Annotated in this window: 15 protein-coding genes; 2 read left to right on the top strand and 13 right to left on the bottom strand. The window is 61.5% G+C overall.

Annotation, left to right across the window (positions count from 1 at the left end):
• Positions 1–4: 4 nt before the first annotated feature.
• Genes AB4N48_RS11720 through AB4N48_RS11700 form a run of 5 tightly spaced genes read right to left on the bottom strand, consistent with a single transcriptional unit; the run spans position 5 to position 4,261 of the window.
• Complete coding sequence (locus AB4N48_RS11720; protein ID WP_122704553.1) at positions 5–649, bottom strand: tetratricopeptide repeat protein; 645 nt, start codon at positions 647–649, stop codon at positions 5–7.
• Positions 646–1,455, bottom strand: coding sequence for an SDR family oxidoreductase (locus AB4N48_RS11715; protein ID WP_095179828.1), 810 nt, complete (start codon positions 1,453–1,455; stop codon positions 646–648). The genes AB4N48_RS11720 and AB4N48_RS11715 overlap by 4 nt, the downstream gene beginning before the upstream one ends.
• Positions 1,442–2,116 carry a TenA family transcriptional regulator gene (locus AB4N48_RS11710; protein WP_252869432.1) on the bottom strand — a complete coding sequence of 225 codons (675 nt, stop codon included), beginning with the start codon at positions 2,114–2,116 and terminating at the stop codon, positions 1,442–1,444. The genes AB4N48_RS11715 and AB4N48_RS11710 overlap by 14 nt, the downstream gene beginning before the upstream one ends.
• Positions 2,116–3,594 (bottom strand): AMP-binding protein, encoded by a 1,479-nt coding sequence (locus AB4N48_RS11705; RefSeq protein ID WP_460095476.1) that lies wholly within the window; start codon positions 3,592–3,594, stop codon positions 2,116–2,118. Before AB4N48_RS11705 ends, AB4N48_RS11710 begins: the two co-directional genes overlap by 1 nt.
• Positions 3,584–4,261 (bottom strand): thermostable hemolysin, encoded by a 678-nt coding sequence (locus AB4N48_RS11700; RefSeq protein WP_460095474.1) that lies wholly within the window; start codon positions 4,259–4,261, stop codon positions 3,584–3,586. The genes AB4N48_RS11705 and AB4N48_RS11700 overlap by 11 nt, the downstream gene beginning before the upstream one ends.
• A 206-nt stretch (positions 4,262–4,467) precedes the next feature.
• Here AB4N48_RS11700 and AB4N48_RS11695 point away from each other — a divergent pair, with 206 nt between their 5' ends.
• Both AB4N48_RS11695 and AB4N48_RS11690 read left to right on the top strand, forming a co-directional pair.
• Positions 4,468–5,019 carry a cytochrome b gene (locus tag AB4N48_RS11695; protein WP_460095473.1) on the top strand — a complete coding sequence of 184 codons (552 nt, stop codon included), beginning with the start codon at positions 4,468–4,470 and terminating at the stop codon, positions 5,017–5,019.
• A 132-nt stretch (positions 5,020–5,151) separates the two neighbouring features.
• Complete coding sequence (locus AB4N48_RS11690; protein ID WP_024012797.1) at positions 5,152–5,280, top strand: hypothetical protein; 129 nt, start codon at positions 5,152–5,154, stop codon at positions 5,278–5,280.
• A gap of 7 nt (positions 5,281–5,287) precedes the next feature.
• Here the strand turns inward: AB4N48_RS11690 and AB4N48_RS11685 are convergent, their stop codons facing one another.
• From AB4N48_RS11685 to AB4N48_RS11650, 8 genes are all read right to left on the bottom strand, one after another.
• Positions 5,288–6,580, bottom strand: coding sequence for an MFS transporter (locus AB4N48_RS11685; RefSeq protein ID WP_095179835.1), 1,293 nt, complete (start codon positions 6,578–6,580; stop codon positions 5,288–5,290).
• 334 nt (positions 6,581–6,914) lie between these two features.
• Complete coding sequence (locus AB4N48_RS11680) at positions 6,915–7,589, bottom strand: polysaccharide lyase family 7 protein (protein WP_056785602.1); 675 nt, start codon at positions 7,587–7,589, stop codon at positions 6,915–6,917.
• Between the two features lie 27 nt (positions 7,590–7,616).
• The gene (locus AB4N48_RS11675; RefSeq protein WP_460095472.1) at positions 7,617–8,801 is read right to left on the bottom strand and encodes an MFS transporter; all 1,185 of its coding nucleotides are present in this window, start codon (positions 8,799–8,801) and stop codon (positions 7,617–7,619) included.
• A 409-nt stretch (positions 8,802–9,210) separates the two neighbouring features.
• Positions 9,211–10,689, bottom strand: a complete 1,479-nt coding sequence (locus tag AB4N48_RS11670) for a family 16 glycosylhydrolase (RefSeq protein ID WP_460095471.1) — start codon at positions 10,687–10,689, stop codon at positions 9,211–9,213.
• 30 nt (positions 10,690–10,719) lie between these two features.
• Positions 10,720–11,775: a UDP-glucose 4-epimerase GalE gene (gene galE, locus AB4N48_RS11665; protein WP_460095469.1), complete on the bottom strand. Its 1,056-nt coding sequence runs from the start codon at positions 11,773–11,775 to the stop codon at positions 10,720–10,722.
• Between the two features lie 31 nt (positions 11,776–11,806).
• Positions 11,807–13,225: an oligosaccharide flippase family protein gene (locus tag AB4N48_RS11660; RefSeq protein ID WP_460095468.1), complete on the bottom strand. Its 1,419-nt coding sequence runs from the start codon at positions 13,223–13,225 to the stop codon at positions 11,807–11,809.
• A 17-nt stretch (positions 13,226–13,242) separates the two neighbouring features.
• Positions 13,243–14,172 (bottom strand): glycosyltransferase family 2 protein, encoded by a 930-nt coding sequence (locus tag AB4N48_RS11655; RefSeq protein ID WP_056785618.1) that lies wholly within the window; start codon positions 14,170–14,172, stop codon positions 13,243–13,245.
• On the bottom strand, positions 14,166–15,473 hold the full coding sequence (locus tag AB4N48_RS11650) for an O-antigen ligase family protein (protein ID WP_460095467.1): 1,308 nt from the start codon (positions 15,471–15,473) through the stop codon (positions 14,166–14,168). The genes AB4N48_RS11655 and AB4N48_RS11650 overlap by 7 nt, the downstream gene beginning before the upstream one ends.
• Between the last annotated feature and the right edge of the window lies 1 nt (position 15,474).

The raw sequence follows: 15,474 nt of genomic DNA, 5'->3' as shown, positions 1-15,474 counted from the left end.
CCTTTCAGTCGAGTTTCTTGTTCACGTCCACCAGCAAGGTGTCGATCTCTTTGCGACGTCCGGCGTCGGCACTTTCGCGGCCCGCACGGGGTGCGGCTTGTCTGGCCTTGATCAGCGCTGCCTTGGCTTCAGCGTAGCGCTTCTGACGGTAGAGATGGTCGCCCCAGAAGTACAGACTGTCGATGCCATCGGGGTTGAGCTGCAGGGCTTGTTTGAGCAATTGCTCGGCCTTGTCGCTGTCGCCGAAGCCGATCGGCCAGCCCGGTACCCGATCGTACAATGCAGCGAGGCTGGTGTATGCCGAGCCTTGCAGGGCTTTAGGGTCAAGCGTCAGGGATTTTTCCAGGTCCGCTTTGGCGTCCTTGGCTTTGCCCAGGGCACCGAGCCCGCCCTCGGCACCGGCCCAACTGCTGGTGACGATGCCTTTCCAGATCCAGGCTTCGGCCACATTCGGACGTTGCGTGGTGAACGCGTTGGCTTCGTTGGCCAATTGCTCGAACGCCGCGGCGCGCTGCTTTTCCGCGACCTCGTATTGAATGTGCGCCCAGTTCTGCTGGATGCCGGTGAGACGTTGCTGATCAGCCGGCTCAAGCGCCCAGACACTTTGACTGAGGGCGGCAAACAGCAGGCATGTGGAGAGTTTTTTCATGGCTTTGAAGCCTCGTTGTCAGGTTTTTCACTGAGACGGCGGATCAGTGGCAATTGCTTGCGCAGACCGCGATCCACCAGATGCGGAAGTAAGCTGTTCAAACGGACGAAAAATCGCTCCGGCCAGCCTAGGTAGAGATCACGACGGTCGCCGGCAATCGCATGCATCACTGCCGACGCCACGGTCTGCGGATCGTCAACGCTGGCCTTGAGGGCATCGTTCAAGGCTTGCGCAGCGGCGCTGTTCATCGAGGTGCGGGTGGCCCGGGGCGCTACATACAACACGCTGACCCGCGTGTCGGCCAGCTCGCGGCGCAACGCCTCGGAGAATCCGCGCAGGGCGAATTTGCTCGCGCAATAACTGGCGTAACCTGGGTAGCCGATCGAGCCATAGGTCGAGCCGACGTTGACCACCATCGCACTGTCAGCCTGCTTGAGCAGCGGCAAGAGCATTTTGGTCAGGCAGATTGGCGCGCTGATGTTCACCGCCAGCATCGCGTTGATGTCACTGTCATCGAGCTGTTCGAGCATGGCGAAGTGATTGACCCCGGCGGCGTTGATCAGCAGGTTGATGCCGCCGATGGCGTCGGCGGCGGCCAACACTTTGCGCCGATCGCTGAGGAAGGTCAGATCGGCGGCGACCCAGCACAGGTTCTGCGGATACCGCTCAAGCAGCGGCAACAGCGCCTCCTGATGCCGCGCCACGGCCAATACCCTGGCACCGGCGGCGCACAAGGCACTGGCGATGGCCAGGCCGATGCCGCCACTGGCACCTGTCAGCACCACGCGGGCTTCATGCAGCTGCATGTTGAGCCTCAGCGTCGCGCGGCAGATCACGGAACATGTCGGTGTAGAGGCGATAGACGACTTTCGAGGCATGAATGACCGCCGCTTGATCGTCAGGGTCTTCCAGCTGATTCATCAACCGCCGATAGGTCTGCATGTGCTCGATGTCGAGCGCGCCGTGGGAGCTCAGATAGCTGAATGCCGTTTCCGGCAGCGCCAGGCGATCGCGAATGCTCCCCGCCGCGTGGGTCGCCAGGGCAATGCTGGTGCCTTCGAGCACGTTTACCATGCCGAACAGACCCACCGGATTGCCCCGGGCGATCAGGTCGTAGAGAAAACTGACCATCAGCTCGATTGACAATGACGGCTGGCCATCGCGCACGGTGTCGCGATCACCACCACAGGCGGCAATGTCGTTGAGTACCCACTGCTCGTGGCCGTATTCATCCTCAATGTACTCGCACACCGCTTTGCGCAGCCATTCCAGGCGCGTCGGCAGGCGTGCACCGCAAGCCATCATCAGCGGCACGGTGTGGCGCACGTGGTAGTAAGCCTGGGCAAGAAAGGCCCGATAGCTGTCGAGGCTGACCTTGCCTTGCAACGCATCGACGATGATCGGCAGGTTGAACAGCTCGTGGCGTTCGCGTTGCGTGGCTTCTTGCAGGGTGTCGAAAAAACTCATTATGCGGATTCCTCGGAAGTGGCGGATTCGGTGAGTTGCGTGCGGTACTGCGCGATGATGGCGTCACGGCGCGGCCGGCCATTGGCGGTGAGCAGGCCGTTGGCGGCGGTGAAGGGCTGCGCCAGGCGCGTCCACTGATGCACCTGGGCGTAATCGGGCAACGCCTCGTTCGCTTCGGCGACGGCAGCGGCCAGCTCGGCATCGCTGCAGTCCGGACGATGCGGCCAGAGCAGGGCGTGGTTGTGCGGCATCGCCTCGCCATAGACGAACGCTTGAGCGATGTGGCGGCGCTGGGTCAGTTCCGACTCGACCCATTCCGGGTTGACGTTTCGCCCGTAGCTGGTGACGAATTGGTGTTTTTTGCGGCCCTTGAGATAGAGAAAACCTTCCGGATCGAACTCGCCCAGATCGCCACTCGGCCACCATTGATCGGTATACGCCGGCTCCCCCAGATAACCGAGCAACACCGAACCCTTGATCAGCACTTCCCCGTCCTCGGCCAACCGCACCTCGATATGAGGCAGAGGGCGCCCGACGCTGCCCGGACGGCGCGCGCCGGGGCGATTGAGGCATACGACCGAGGCGCACTCGGACAAGCCGTATCCCTCGTAAACCGCTAACCCGACCCGTTGCGCGCGGTGCAGCAGATCCGCTGACACCCGCGCGCCACCGACCGCGGCGAAGAGCAAGGTTTGCGGATCGAAAGCCTTCTGTTCAGCGGCGCTGACCAGAACTTGCAGCAGCTGTGGCACGAGTATCAGGCTCTCCGGCGCACGCTTGGCCAGATAACCGAGCAGGCGCGCAACATCGATGCCGCTGGCACCTTGAATGCCGAGGGTTGTCTGGCTTGGCAGGCTCAACACCGCACCGGCGTATAGCGCGGCATAACAGCCCAGGTTCTCCAGCAGAATCGCCAAAGGCAACAGCGCCAGATGGTGCTCCGGTCCAGTGGCTGCGCTTGCCTGATCAAGCTCCCGGGCAACGCGCAGGAAGCTGTCGGCGCTCAGGCACACCCCTTTCGGCGTGCCGGTGGTCCCGGAGGTAAACGTGAGTTTCGCGGTGCCCGCCGGCATGCGACTCGGGCCATTGAACGAGCGACACCAGAATTCACCTCGTAATTCATAGCCCGCCGCCAGCAGCTCGGCTTGCAGTACCGGCTCGGCGATCACCCGTTCGGCCTGGCTCTGCTCCAGACAATGGGCGCGCTGCGCGGCACTGAAAAACGGTGGCAGCGTTACGCAGGTCAAGCCTTCGAACAACACAGCCAGATCCCAAAGCATCGCGTCGACGCCGTTGTCCAGCGCCAGCGCAATCACCTGCACCTGCTCATCGCGCAGCCGCTCCTGGCGATACAACACCTCGGCATACAGCGTGGCGTAATCTATTCTCAGCGTGTCGCCCCACAGGGCTGAGGCGTTGTCATTGCGCCGGGCATGGTCGCGCAGGGTTTCCTGGAAACGCTGCAATTCAAGCGACATGGCAGGCTCCTTCAACGGAAGTCGGCAAACCCAGGCGAGTGAACAGGCCAATATTGCGCAGATGAACAAATCCCGCGCGAATGTTGCCGACGTGCACCCAGGGTTTGCTTTCGTAATAACTGCCCCAGTGCCGACGCTCGTCACCCAGTCGCTGTGGATCAGCGGCGCACAATGTCACGGGCTTCAGACCCAGGCGATGGAAGCTGTTGACCAGCCCGATGTTGCCGGTGAAGGTCACCCATTCCAGGCCACCCATGGCCAGCAGATAGGTGATGGCGATGATGCTCAGGCGCGCACTGCCGGTATCGCTGGCGGCGAGGTTGCCGACTTCGACAATGACCGTGCGATCCACTGCGCGACCGGCGGCGGCACTGATCAACGACTGGATCGGTTCATCCAGATAGCGCTCGAGAAACAGTGCCTCCAGATGCGCTCGACGGACCCCGGCCACTGCGCACAACTGGCCATCGCTGTTGTGCATGCCGAACAGCTCGGGCATGAAATGGCGGATTTCGGCACCGTGAGCCGTGCGAAAACGCTGCTGGATAAAGGCTTCGAAGGGCGCGCGCAGCTCGTCCTCCGGCAACGCGTTTCTCAGCGTCATCGGCAACGATTCGGCCTGGCCGAAGTGCAGGGGCAGCGGGATGTTCCAGTCGAATTCGGGCATGGGCAGAACGCCTCCCTCAATGGGTTTGAGCGCAGTATCCAAGCCATTTCTTAACGAAGTCTGAAGATGAAAAACCGTTAACCGCAGCGCCGATCTTCAGACTCCCTTAAGGCTGGGCAAGCATGGTTAGCCTTGATTCAGGGCAACCGGATCGATAATTTCGAGCGAGATGATCGTCGCTCCACAACAATCACGAGGCGTTTCCTATGATTCGCGACACCGCTGTAACCCGTTATGGAAAACTCTCAATCATCCTGCATTGGCTGATGCTGGCGTTGTTCGTTGGTGTGTATGCGTGCGTCGAAATAAAAGGCTATATGCCCAAAGGCAGCGAAGCACGCGGCCTGCTGATGGGTATGCATGGGCTGTTTGGCGCAAGCATCTTCGCGTTAGTGTGGATTCGCCTGATCGGCCGCCTGACTCCGCGTCCACCGATCACCCCCAAACCGCCGGCGTGGCAGACCGCAGTTGCGCACCTGACGCACCTGGCGCTGTATGGATTGATGATTGTCACGCCTGTCCTGGCCTGGCTCATGCTCGCGGCGGGCGATAAACCGTTTCCGTACTTCGGTTTCCATGTGCCGGCGCCGGTGGCTATTGATCCGGACCTGGCCAAACAACTCAAGTACTGGCACGAATGGATTGGCAGTGCCGGCTACTGGCTGATCGGCCTGCACGCGCTGGCGGGGCTGTTCCACCATTACTGGGTGAAGGACAACACGTTGCAGAGGATGTTGATTGAGCGTGCCCGCTCTTGAGGCAAGCATCTGGCGCTGTTCGCTGAAGGTAATGCTCGCCGTAACTGAAGCGCATGGCTGCGGTGGAGTTGAAAATCCGGAACTGCCGGCCCTCGCCGATGCCGAAATAGCATCGACAACGAGGGCAAAGCCATGACTGAAGAAAAAACCGAAGTGCCGCAAGAAGTACCGGATCAAACCACCCCGGCGCATTCCACCGAAGAAGAGCGCGAGCGCTTGAAGGACTTCAACAAGGACGGCATCCCGCCGGGCAGTTGCTGATCAGCGGTCACCGTGGCTGCGTCACCAGTTCCCCGCTGATCGCATCCATCATCGCCGGATGCTCCTCAGCGGCCACACGCAAATCCTCGGTGACGCGCAACTCCGCACCCGTCGGCGAGTAGGTTGCTGCCGCCGTGAAAGGTGCGGGGTTGGCCGGCACCGGGCGTTTGCCGCGGCGCCAGAAGAAAAAGCTGACCATGCTCAGGTTGACCACCGCAAATACCCAGAACAGGCCGTTGGCGCCGAACGAGTTCATCACCGGCGAGATCATCATCGGACTGATGGCCGAGCCCAGCGAGTTGATCAGCAGCAAACCCTGAATCATCGGCACCAACGCTTCGGCCGGCGCGCGGTCGGCCGCGTGGCTGACGGCAACCGGGTACAGCGCGAAGACGCCGCCACCGAGCAGAAACAGCATCGCCGCGAGCATTGTCGAAGACAGCGGCAGCAGCACAATCACCAGTGATAACGCGGTGCACGCCACCGTCAGCAGCGTCAACACCTGCAAGCGATCGGTGCGGTCGGACCAGCGTCCGACCGGATACTGCAGCAACATCGCGCCGAGAATCGTCCACGCCATCATGCTGCCGACTTCACCGACGTCCAGACCTCTGCGTTGCAGATACAGCGGCAACAAGGTGTAAATCGCCGCGATGGTCACCCCCGAGCCGAAACAGCCGACCAGCCCGGTCGGCGTCACGCCCAGCAGTTGCCGGGGCTTGAGCGGCTCGACCTGATCGAGCAGCGGCGACACGCGCGGCAGGATCACGATCGGCAGCACCGACAGCGCAGCAAGCATGCCGGCGACCATGAACGGCGCGCTGTCGCTCATGCCAGTGATGGTTCCCAGCGTCGCTTGGCCCAGAACGCCAGCGCCGTAAAGGACGATCATGTACAGCGCGAGCAAGCGCCCGCGAATCTTCTCGTCCCCGGCCAGCAGCAGCCAGCTCTCGATCACCAGAAACACACCCACCGTGGCCCAGCCATTGATCAGGCGCAGGACGAGCCAGCCCCAGGTGTCATAGAACAGCCCCTGCAACAGGATCGTCACGGCGATCAGCGAGGCGAAGCTGCCGTAGGCACGAATATGGCCGATGCGCAGAATCAGCCGGTCGTTGAACACCGCGCCCAGCGTCAGGCCGATGAAGTAGGCCGACGAAACAACTCCGATCATCGTCGCCGAGGCACCGGCGGCGTCCAGGCGAAGGGTGGTCAGGGAAGACAGAAAACCATTGCCCAGAGCAATAATGAACAGCCCGAGCAGGGGCGCCAGCGCCATGGCCAGCAAACGCGGAGACATAAAAAACCTCAAGAAATCGAACAGCGCAACGTGCGCCACTGCGCGTGCGGTTGCCAGGCTGGAACAGGTGTTGTGCAGGGGGTCTGCCGATCGGGCAGGGTGGTGACGTCGGACGACATGGCCAGCCCTGCAAGTTCGCGTCTGTGACCAGACGCGCGATGCGAGAGCGCGCGGGATTCTACGGCTTGCGCAGGATTTGCCAAGAGCTGAAGGCTGCGACGTTAGGACGCAGGCTGTTTTGAGGTTCGAGAGGAGGCTGAAAATCAATCATCGGGCTGAGCTCCGACAAGGGCCTGCATGCAAAAACTACGCAGGCCCTTGCTCGTTTCAGCGCCTAGGTATGCGAAATCAACAAATCACTGATGATGCAGATCGAGCCATCCTCTGGCGGCGTGGCGTCGGTGTAGTCGATCTGGTTGTAGACCCCGCCGTGGAAATTGAACACCTGCGAATTCCAGGTTGAGTCGAGCTGCAAATCACCTGATGTTCCGACAACGCCGTTGTAGTCGACGGTGACGCGGGCCACGCCGGCAGAGTTGGCGCGAATGGTCACCTTGAATTTCGCGCCCAGCGGTACGCCCTTGAGCACCGTGGTGTTGACCGGGGTGGGCTGGTTGAAACTCTGGCGGAAGCCCATGGTGATGTTGCCTTTCTGCCAGAACACCTTGATGGCGGGGCTGTCGTCGTTTTTCACATGCATCTGCGAAATAACGACTTTCTGCGCAGAGTTGACCTTGGTCACGGTCATCTCCTGATAGTTGAGGTGGTCAGCGGCGCTGGCCAGCGACCAATAGAAGGATTCTTTCCATTCGCAGCGGGTGCGGTGGGTGCTCTTGCTTGAGGCGCCTTTGGTCGGCGCGGACAGTTGCAGCGATCCGTCCGGCAGCACGGTGACGATGCTGGGAAATTGCGCAATGGCTTCGGCGCCGTTGAGCTCCAGTGCGACCGGATTGGTCGCCGAGACGGGTACCGGAGTGGAGAGGGTGAGATTGCTGATGTTTACGGCCATGGTTTGTACTCCTGACGATAAAAATCATTAGCGACCCAAGCCTTCGGTGGATTGGCACATCTGTCTGCGCGGACTTTCACCATCTCTTGGGCACAGCACCATAGCGGCGCAAGCGGCCGCCGCGAAAACACAAAGGGCAACGATCACACCGGCAGCCTCCAGCACCGCGCCGAAAACCGGCGTGCCAGCGGTCTGACCGAGCGCCAGAAGCAGAAACGGAATGCCCAGTCCCAGGTCCGGGCGGTCCGGCAACAAACGAATGCCTTGCAGCAGATAAACGCCTGAAGAAACGATGTAGGGCGCGCCAAACAGGCACATCGCGGCGAGGCCCGATCCGGCGGAAACTGATGCGGCAGAAAGGCCCAATGTCCCGAGGGCGATCCCGGCAAGCGCCAGATGCTGCATGCGTGCGACACCGAAGCGGCCAGTGAGCACGCCCGTCATGCAGCCGCTGATTCCCGCAGCGCCCAATACGATCCAAGCCCACGCAATCGCCTGATCGGAGAAACCAGCCTCACTGCGCAATATATCGGCGCCGAATGTCCAGATCGCCGTGCTCGCCAACCCCATCAGGAAAGCACTGGCGCACAAAGGCAGTACGCCGGGTCGACGCAGCATTGCCAGCGAGAAGCTCTGCGCGACGTCACGCTCGACCCGGCGCGGTACCGCAAACCAGAGCCAGATCGTGACGCCGATGCCGATCAAGGCAAACAGGGCATACAGCCGGCGCCATTGCCCGGCCGCCAATATCGCCGCCAAACCGGAAAAAACGATGCCCGCCGCCGTCCCGGCATTGATAAAACCATTGGCCCGCGGGCGATCCGCATCATCAAGACGCGCTGCCACCGCACTGGCCAATGGCGGCGAAGTCAAACCGGTGCTCAATCCCGCCAGCGCCACACCGCAGCCCAACGTCAGCCCCGACGAAGCGACAACCACCAGTCCCATGCCCAGCGTCGCAGCGGCGCCGGCCATCACCGTCAACCCACGCGGACTGACTTTGCCGTTGCAGGCAAACGTCGCAACGATGCCCACACAGTAAGCCGCAAACGCACCGCCACCGATCCAGCCGGCAGCGGTCACGCTGAGCGTCAGATCCTGACGAATCTGCGGCAACAGCAGTCCATAGGCGAAGCGCGCGAGGCCATAGGACAAGGCGGTCAGCGCGAACGCTGCCGCGACCAGATTGAGGCTGCGCCGGTCAAGACTCACGGTGAAATCGGATTGCTGGCAGGAAAGGTTGTCTCGACCGCATGCTCCGGTCTGGACCAGATGCGATCGGAGTTGGAGGGATCATTAGCCATGAGTGTCCTCGAGGATGTCTGTTGCTGGAGTGGTTACCGATTCTGATAACGGACTTGCACTTGGGTTTGATGATTTTCCAACACAGCCGATGGATGGTAGAGCAAAGGGCGAGGGCAGCCGCTCGGTTGGCTTGGCGCACGTCAACCTTTGCGAGCAGGATCGAGTGATGTTTGCGGGTATCGAGGGGCGGGGGATGGCGCTTGGAGAGAGGCGAGTTAGTGCAGGACGGCACGCCGGAAGAACTGCGCGAGCGTCAGGGAGGTTTCCGCACGCTGTGGCGGATGCAAGCGAAGGTCCAAACCCGTTGAACACAGCACTACTGCGGCGAGCGGGTCCAGACCCTGACGTAATCGATGCGAAACACCGACGGCAGGTCAGCATCGTCGACCACGCCGAACCAGTCCCACATCGCTTCGCTGTCGAAGACGATTTGCATGGGGAAGTGCCAGTAACTGTTTTTCGCCTCTCGCACCAGCACGCCGTCGACGTACCAGCGCAAAGTCTCGGGTTGCCAGTCAAAGCCGTAGACATGAAAAGTATTGGCCAGCCGCCACGGTGCGATCCAGGTGCTGCCGGAGCTCAGGTGTTGATCGTTCTGCGGTCTGGTCCAGACATGCGCGTTCATGTTGTACAGGCGATCAAAGGCTTCGTTGCGGGTCTTGCCGCCGATTTCGAAGATATCGATTTCCGTGGCATTGTCCGGCAGCCCGGTCCACGCCAGCCAGAACGCACTGGAACCGGCAGAGTTCATCGGTTTCGCCCGGGCTTCGTAATAGCCGTACATCCCCCGTTCGTTGGTTCGCACCATCGCCGAGCTGTAATCCTTATAGCCCAGGGCTACGTATTTTTCCGGCAAGGTCTGTTTGCGGAAAGTGATGTTGAGATTGCCGTTGCCGACCTTGGCGTTCTCCGGCAAAAACAGCGCCGGTTTGCGCCCGAGGGAATCGGTGCTGGTGGCGTTGTTGACGTGCCAGCGTTCGGCATCGAGGGTGCTGCCGTTGAATTCGTCGGACAGCCGCGTATCGCGTTTCCAACCGCCGGCATTGGCCTGGTCCGATAACGGCAGGTCGGGCGTAACGTGCGTCGGGGTCGGGCCTAATGGGCCGACGCGAGTCCAGGCATCGACCTGTTGCGGAATGGCGACCGCCCACTTTTGCGCCAGATACTCGAACACGTTGCGGCGTTCTTCCTGGCTGCTGAATGGGCGGTCATAAACCAGTACTTCGGCGATGTCACCGCGGAGGATTTCCGAGGTGCCCACCACATTGCGCGCCACCGCGAACGGGCCGATCGGCACGTCACTGGTTTCCAGCAACGCCAGCGCCGGCTCGTAGGCGGTGGTCTGCTGCACACTGATGCCGAAATTCGGTGCGACGTTGTCGTTGTCCGCCAGTTGCGGCCGCGAGCTGAACAGGCGCTGCCAGCCCTTGCCGCCGGCCTGCTCGGGCAAGCGCCGCGAGACGACGAACACCGTCACCGGGCCTTTGCTCGTGCGAATCGCCTGGCCCATGAATGCCGCCGTGCCGCTGAAGCGCACCACGCCGTGGCCGTTGAGGGCGTTGTCGACGCGCGTCGGCAAAGTCGTCGCCGTGCGGTTGTCGACGACCACGTCATTGCCCTTGCCGGATTTATCCAGCCAACGCACGACCTGGTTTTGCCCCTCCAGACTCATCGAGGCCGGATCATTGCCGTCCAGCCACAACACCAGCCCATCGGTGACCGGTCGTGGAATATTGGCGCTGACGCCGGCGCTCAGCATTAGCAAAACCAACAGCAAGCATCGTGATCTGTTCATGAGTCGTCCCTAACGTGGATTTGCCCCGGTTCAAGTGCCCACCGCCAGCAGCGGCGCCGGTTGCGGGCGGTAGCCCCATGGGTTGCTGGTCTGCCAGCGCCAGCTGTCGATGAGCATCTGCGTCAGCTCGCGTTGTGCCCGCCAGCCCAGCTCGCGCCCAGCCTTGCTCGCGTCGGCGCGGCACTCGGCGATATCTCCGGCGCGGCGTGGGGCGAAGCGGTAGGGAATGCGCAGGCCGGTGACGTCTTCGAAGGCGCTGATGATCTGCAACACGCTGTAGCCGTTGCCGCTGCCGAGATTCCACACGTGCAGGCCATGCTCGTCGCCCTGCAAAACCTGTAGCGCCTTGAGATGACCTTCGGCCAGATCCAGCACATGGATGTAATCGCGAACGCAGGTGCCGTCGACGGTTGGATAGTCGTTGCCATACACGGTCAACGCAGCGCGCTGGCCGCTGGCAACCTCGGTCAGGCACGGCAGCAGATTGTTCGGCCGTCCATTGGGCGCTTCACCGATCAATCCGCTTTGGTGCGCGCCGATCGGGTTGAAGTACCGCAGCACGGCGATGTTCCAGCGCGCATCCGCGAGGGCAAGGTCGCTGAGCAATTCTTCGATCATCAGCTTGGAACGCCCGTAGGGATTAACCGGTTTGCCGGTGCCGTGCTCTTCGACGATGGGCATGCGGGCCGGCTCGCCGTACACCGTCGCCGAGGAACTGAACACCAGATTGAACACGTGGGCGCGGGCCATCGCCTGACACAGGTTCAGCGTGCCGAACACATTGTTGGCGTAGTAATCCATCGGCCGGCGCACGCTCTGCGCAACGGCTTTGAGGCCGGCGAAATGCAGCACGGCGTCGATCGCGTAGGTGCTGAAAATCTCGTCCAGCAGTGCGGCGTCGCGGATATCGCCCTCGATGAAATCGACGTGCGAATGACTCAACAGCTCCAGCCGTGCGACTGCTTCGCGGCTGCTGTTGCACAGATTGTCGAGGATCAGCACCGAGTGTCCGGCTTCGATCAGTTGCAATGCCGTGTGCGAACCGATGTAGCCGGCACCGCCCGTGATCAACGTGGTTTTGCGCATGACGACGTACTCCATTGCGAGGAAATGCAGCTCAGCGGGCGGTGAACACCAACTTGAATTCTTGCGGCCAGCGCGGGTGCAGCAGGCTGTAGGCCAAGGCATAGGTCAGCGTGCCGATGGCAATGTCGCCGGCCAGGTGCGCATAACCGGACAGGCCGGTCTGCCGCGACAGCCACATCACCACGACGACCATCACGAAAGAGGCAAGCAGGCTGCGGTAACTGGACTGAAAGAAGCTGCGCCAGTCGTAACCGATCGCGGCGTGCAGGCCGCGTACCTGCAACGGCGTGATCAGCAGCATGCGCAGCAGCAATGCCAGCGCCGCCGCCATGCCGCCGTAGGTCGCGCCGAGCAGATAGACCAGCGCCAGCGCGAGCAGGGTGGTGGCAACTTCGGCCTTGAGCGTCAGGTGCGTGCGATTGACCGCCACCAGCGCAGTGGTTGCATACAGCGCCAGATTGCCCAGCGCCGCCGTGCAGGCGAGCACTTGCAGCAAGGGAATCGCGTCGGCCCATTTCGCGCCGAAGATCAGCAGGATGATGTCTTCGGCGGTCAGGGCGATGCCGAAGAACAGCGGCGTGAGCACGAAGCCGCTGATCGCCGTGGAATCGCCAATCATCCCGATCAGCCGCGCCGGTTCGGCACTGCGCCGGGCGAACACCGGCAAGGCGTAACTCATCAAGCCGTTGTAGATCGCCGAGCGCGGCAGGTCGATGATGCGCATGGCCAGATTGAACATGCCCACCGCGTGCGCCCCGGCAGTCAGGCCGAGAATCAGATTGACGCCGCGTTGCAGGGTTTGCGAACTCATCACGTTGACACAGACCGGCAGACCGGCGCGCAGCAGTTCGCCCAGCACCTGGCGGTCGATCAGCAAGGGAATGCGCCGACGTTCGCTGCGCATCAGCACCAGCGTGGAAACGCCGTCCATGATCAGCGCCTGCGCGACCACCGCCCACGGGCCGAAACCCAGCAGCGCCACGGCCACGCCGCCAACCCCGCCAGCCACTTTGCCGAGCAAGGTGCGCGAGGCCAGCAGCCTGAAATTGCCGCTGCGGCGCATTTTCGCCACATACACCCGCGCCATCAGGGTGAAAAGGATTTTCACCGAGGCCACGGCGGTCATCCAGCGCAACGCGGTGGACGGCGTATACAGCACCACCGCCAACGAGATCAACGCAATCGATAGCAGGCTGACCAGCACGGCAAACCAGAACACGCTGCTGATGTGTTTGTCTTCCATCCGCTGCAGGCGCACCAGCGGGTCTTCCAGCATCGACGAGAACAGAATGCCGACCACTTCGACCACGGCGATGATCAACGTGCCGATGCCCAACTCCGTCGGCGTCAACAAATGCGCGTACACGACAAAGGTGATCATCGACAGGAAAATCAGGCCGAACTTCTCGGTGAAAATCCATGCGAGGGTCATCAGGCGACGGTTGGCCATGGCGCGATCCCTGAAATTCAGCGGCTGTTGCCCAGACTTTTCAAGCAGGCGTAGAGGTAGCGCAGGGTCGGTTTGCCCCGGGAGAACAACAGCGTCTGCCACGAATGCCCGAGCATCTGTCGGAACACCTCGATGACCCGGCGATGATCGCCGCGCCGGGAAAAGGCATTGAGAAATTCCGCGTGATTGGCGAGAACGAAATAGATCCGCTGCTGCTGGTTCAGCCGGGTGCCGTAACGCGCCAGGTACAGCTGGATGAAGCGCAGCTTGTGCGGGTAATACTTGTGCGGTTGCGCGGTGATGTTGGCGGCATTGACGGCGCGCCAGTGCAGAATCTGCGGCACGCTGTGGATCTCGCTGATTTCCGCGATGCGCGTCCACAACAGGCGGTCCTCGGCAAAACGCAGGCTCTGATCGAAGCCGCCAATGGCGACGATGATCTCGCGCAGGGCGAGTACGCCGGAGGTGCCGTTGATGATGTTCTCGCGCATGAAGTCGGCAAAGTGCTCGCCGTGTTTACAGCGATCCTCCAATTGGCGTTTGCCATCACTGAATTCGCTCATCTGAAAGCAATCGATCAAACCGACTTTGCGTCCCTGTCGGGTCAATTCCGCGTGCAGTGCCAGTTGTTTTTGCAGTTTTTCCGGATGCCAGCGGTCGTCGGCATCAAGGAAAGCGATAAAGGTTTCTTCGGCGCTGAACACGCCGCGATTGCGTGCACTGGCCGGGCCTTGGTTGGGCTGCTGCAACAGCACGATGGGGAAGGGCGCGGCGTACTGCCTGACGATCTCTGGCCCGGCATCGCTGGAACCGTCATCAACGACAATGACTTTGTCCGGCGGGCGGGTCTGTGCGCACACCGAGTCCAGTGTGCGTTGAATGCTGGCGGCGGCGTTGTACAGCGGAACCACCACGCACACGGTGACGGCCGAGGGATCATTCAGCATGGGCGTTGCTCCCGGAAAGTGCCGCGCATTGGCCGAGCATTCGCCGCTGGCAGCGGCTGCGGACGGGCGACGAGGTGATGGCGGAAGGTCAGGCTGAGCACGCAGAAAATCAGGAACTCACCCGAGCGATAGTTGGGGATCACGTAGGCGACGTAATTGGTAACGACGAACAGGCCGATGATCACCAGCGCACAGGCCTGATAGCGCGCGGACTGATCTGCGGTGATTGCGCGATAGCGCTTGCTCAGGGTCTGGGCAAACATCAGCAGCAGGGCGATCAACTGAATCAGGCCGCCATTGAGCAGGGTTTCGACGTAGCCGCTGTGCGCGTTGCCGATGTAGCCCCAGCGCGTAATGAACGCATCTGCATCGGCACTGGCCCAGAACGCGCCGAAACCGTAGCCCTTGAGAAATTGCGCATCGATCAGCGGTTGCAACAGTTCCCAGATCAGCGTGCGGTCGGTCAGCGACGGGTCACGGCCAACCAGTTCCAGCAGCATCGCGTAGTTGGCGTAGAGCACGCCACACAGAAGGAAGAACACCAGCGTCGCCGCCGTGAACGCCAACAGTGAGCGGTTGATGCGCAAGCGGATCAGGGTGATGAAGTAGGCGTAACTGGCGGTGCCGGCGACGATCAACGCAATCGCCGTGGCCGACTGCGCCAGGCCAATGGCAATTAGCGCGAACAGGCCGTAGAGCATGGCCATTGGGTTGCGCTGGCGGATCATCGGCAGCAGCAACAGGATCGCAATAGCGTTCAGGCGTGCACCGGCATTCTTTTCCGCGAACACCCCGCGAAACGCACCGTCACGGATGCCGCCGGAAATAAAGGCGATGTCCGGGCGAATCACGGCGAAGATCAACCCGACTAGCGCCGCTGCACCGATCACGCAGCCGAACAGAAAAGCGATCCGCTCGATGCTGTAGCGCCAAGCGATAAAACCGGCAAAAAACACCACGCTGAGCAGCGCAACGAAACGCTTGAAACTGAGCATCGGCTCGCTCGACCAACTGATCGACGCCGCCACGCAGCCGAGAAACAACAGCAAAAACAGGTTCTGCCGGTAGAAACTCTTGCTGAGGAACACTTTGTGGCGAATGAAGAAGAACAGCGGCACCAGCAACGTCAGCAAGCCGCAGACCTGATTGGCCAGATTGCCTTCCAGATCCTGCTGCGCATCGTCCAGCGTGCTCACATTACCCAGGCGCAGAAAGAAGCCGATCACTTGCGTATAGAACAGCACACCGAACAGGGTGAAGGCATCGGCCAGCGTCGAATAACGCACTTGCAGGCGGTTCATC

Source organism: Pseudomonas sp. S2_C11, from assembly GCF_054668395.1.
The sequence above is the reverse complement of the archived record's forward strand: the minus strand, read 5'-3'. Positions and strand labels throughout refer to the sequence as shown.

Bases quoted from the DNA above. Each gene is read 5' to 3' on its own strand.
- AB4N48_RS11660 (WP_460095468.1), bottom strand. From the start codon at position 13,225: ATGGCCAACCGTCGCCTGATGACCCTCGCATGGATTTTCACCGAGAAG.
- AB4N48_RS11720 (WP_122704553.1), bottom strand. From the start codon at position 649: ATGAAAAAACTCTCCACATGCCTGCTGTTTGCCGCCCTCAGTCAAAGT.
- AB4N48_RS11680 (WP_056785602.1), bottom strand. From the start codon at position 7,589: ATGGCCGTAAACATCAGCAATCTCACCCTCTCCACTCCGGTACCCGTC.
- AB4N48_RS11670 (WP_460095471.1), bottom strand. From the start codon at position 10,689: ATGAACAGATCACGATGCTTGCTGTTGGTTTTGCTAATGCTGAGCGCC.
- AB4N48_RS11650 (WP_460095467.1), bottom strand. From the start codon at position 15,473: ATGAACCGCCTGCAAGTGCGTTATTCGACGCTGGCCGATGCCTTCACC.
- AB4N48_RS11710 (WP_252869432.1), bottom strand. From the start codon at position 2,116: ATGAGTTTTTTCGACACCCTGCAAGAAGCCACGCAACGCGAACGCCAC.
- AB4N48_RS11705 (WP_460095476.1), bottom strand. From the start codon at position 3,594: ATGTCGCTTGAATTGCAGCGTTTCCAGGAAACCCTGCGCGACCATGCC.
- AB4N48_RS11695 (WP_460095473.1), top strand. From the start codon at position 4,468: ATGATTCGCGACACCGCTGTAACCCGTTATGGAAAACTCTCAATCATC.
- AB4N48_RS11690 (WP_024012797.1), top strand. From the start codon at position 5,152: ATGACTGAAGAAAAAACCGAAGTGCCGCAAGAAGTACCGGATCAAACC.
- AB4N48_RS11685 (WP_095179835.1), bottom strand. From the start codon at position 6,580: ATGTCTCCGCGTTTGCTGGCCATGGCGCTGGCGCCCCTGCTCGGGCTG.
- AB4N48_RS11700 (WP_460095474.1), bottom strand. From the start codon at position 4,261: ATGCCCGAATTCGACTGGAACATCCCGCTGCCCCTGCACTTCGGCCAG.
- galE (WP_460095469.1), bottom strand. From the start codon at position 11,775: ATGCGCAAAACCACGTTGATCACGGGCGGTGCCGGCTACATCGGTTCG.
- AB4N48_RS11715 (WP_095179828.1), bottom strand. From the start codon at position 1,455: ATGCAGCTGCATGAAGCCCGCGTGGTGCTGACAGGTGCCAGTGGCGGC.
- AB4N48_RS11655 (WP_056785618.1), bottom strand. From the start codon at position 14,172: ATGCTGAATGATCCCTCGGCCGTCACCGTGTGCGTGGTGGTTCCGCTG.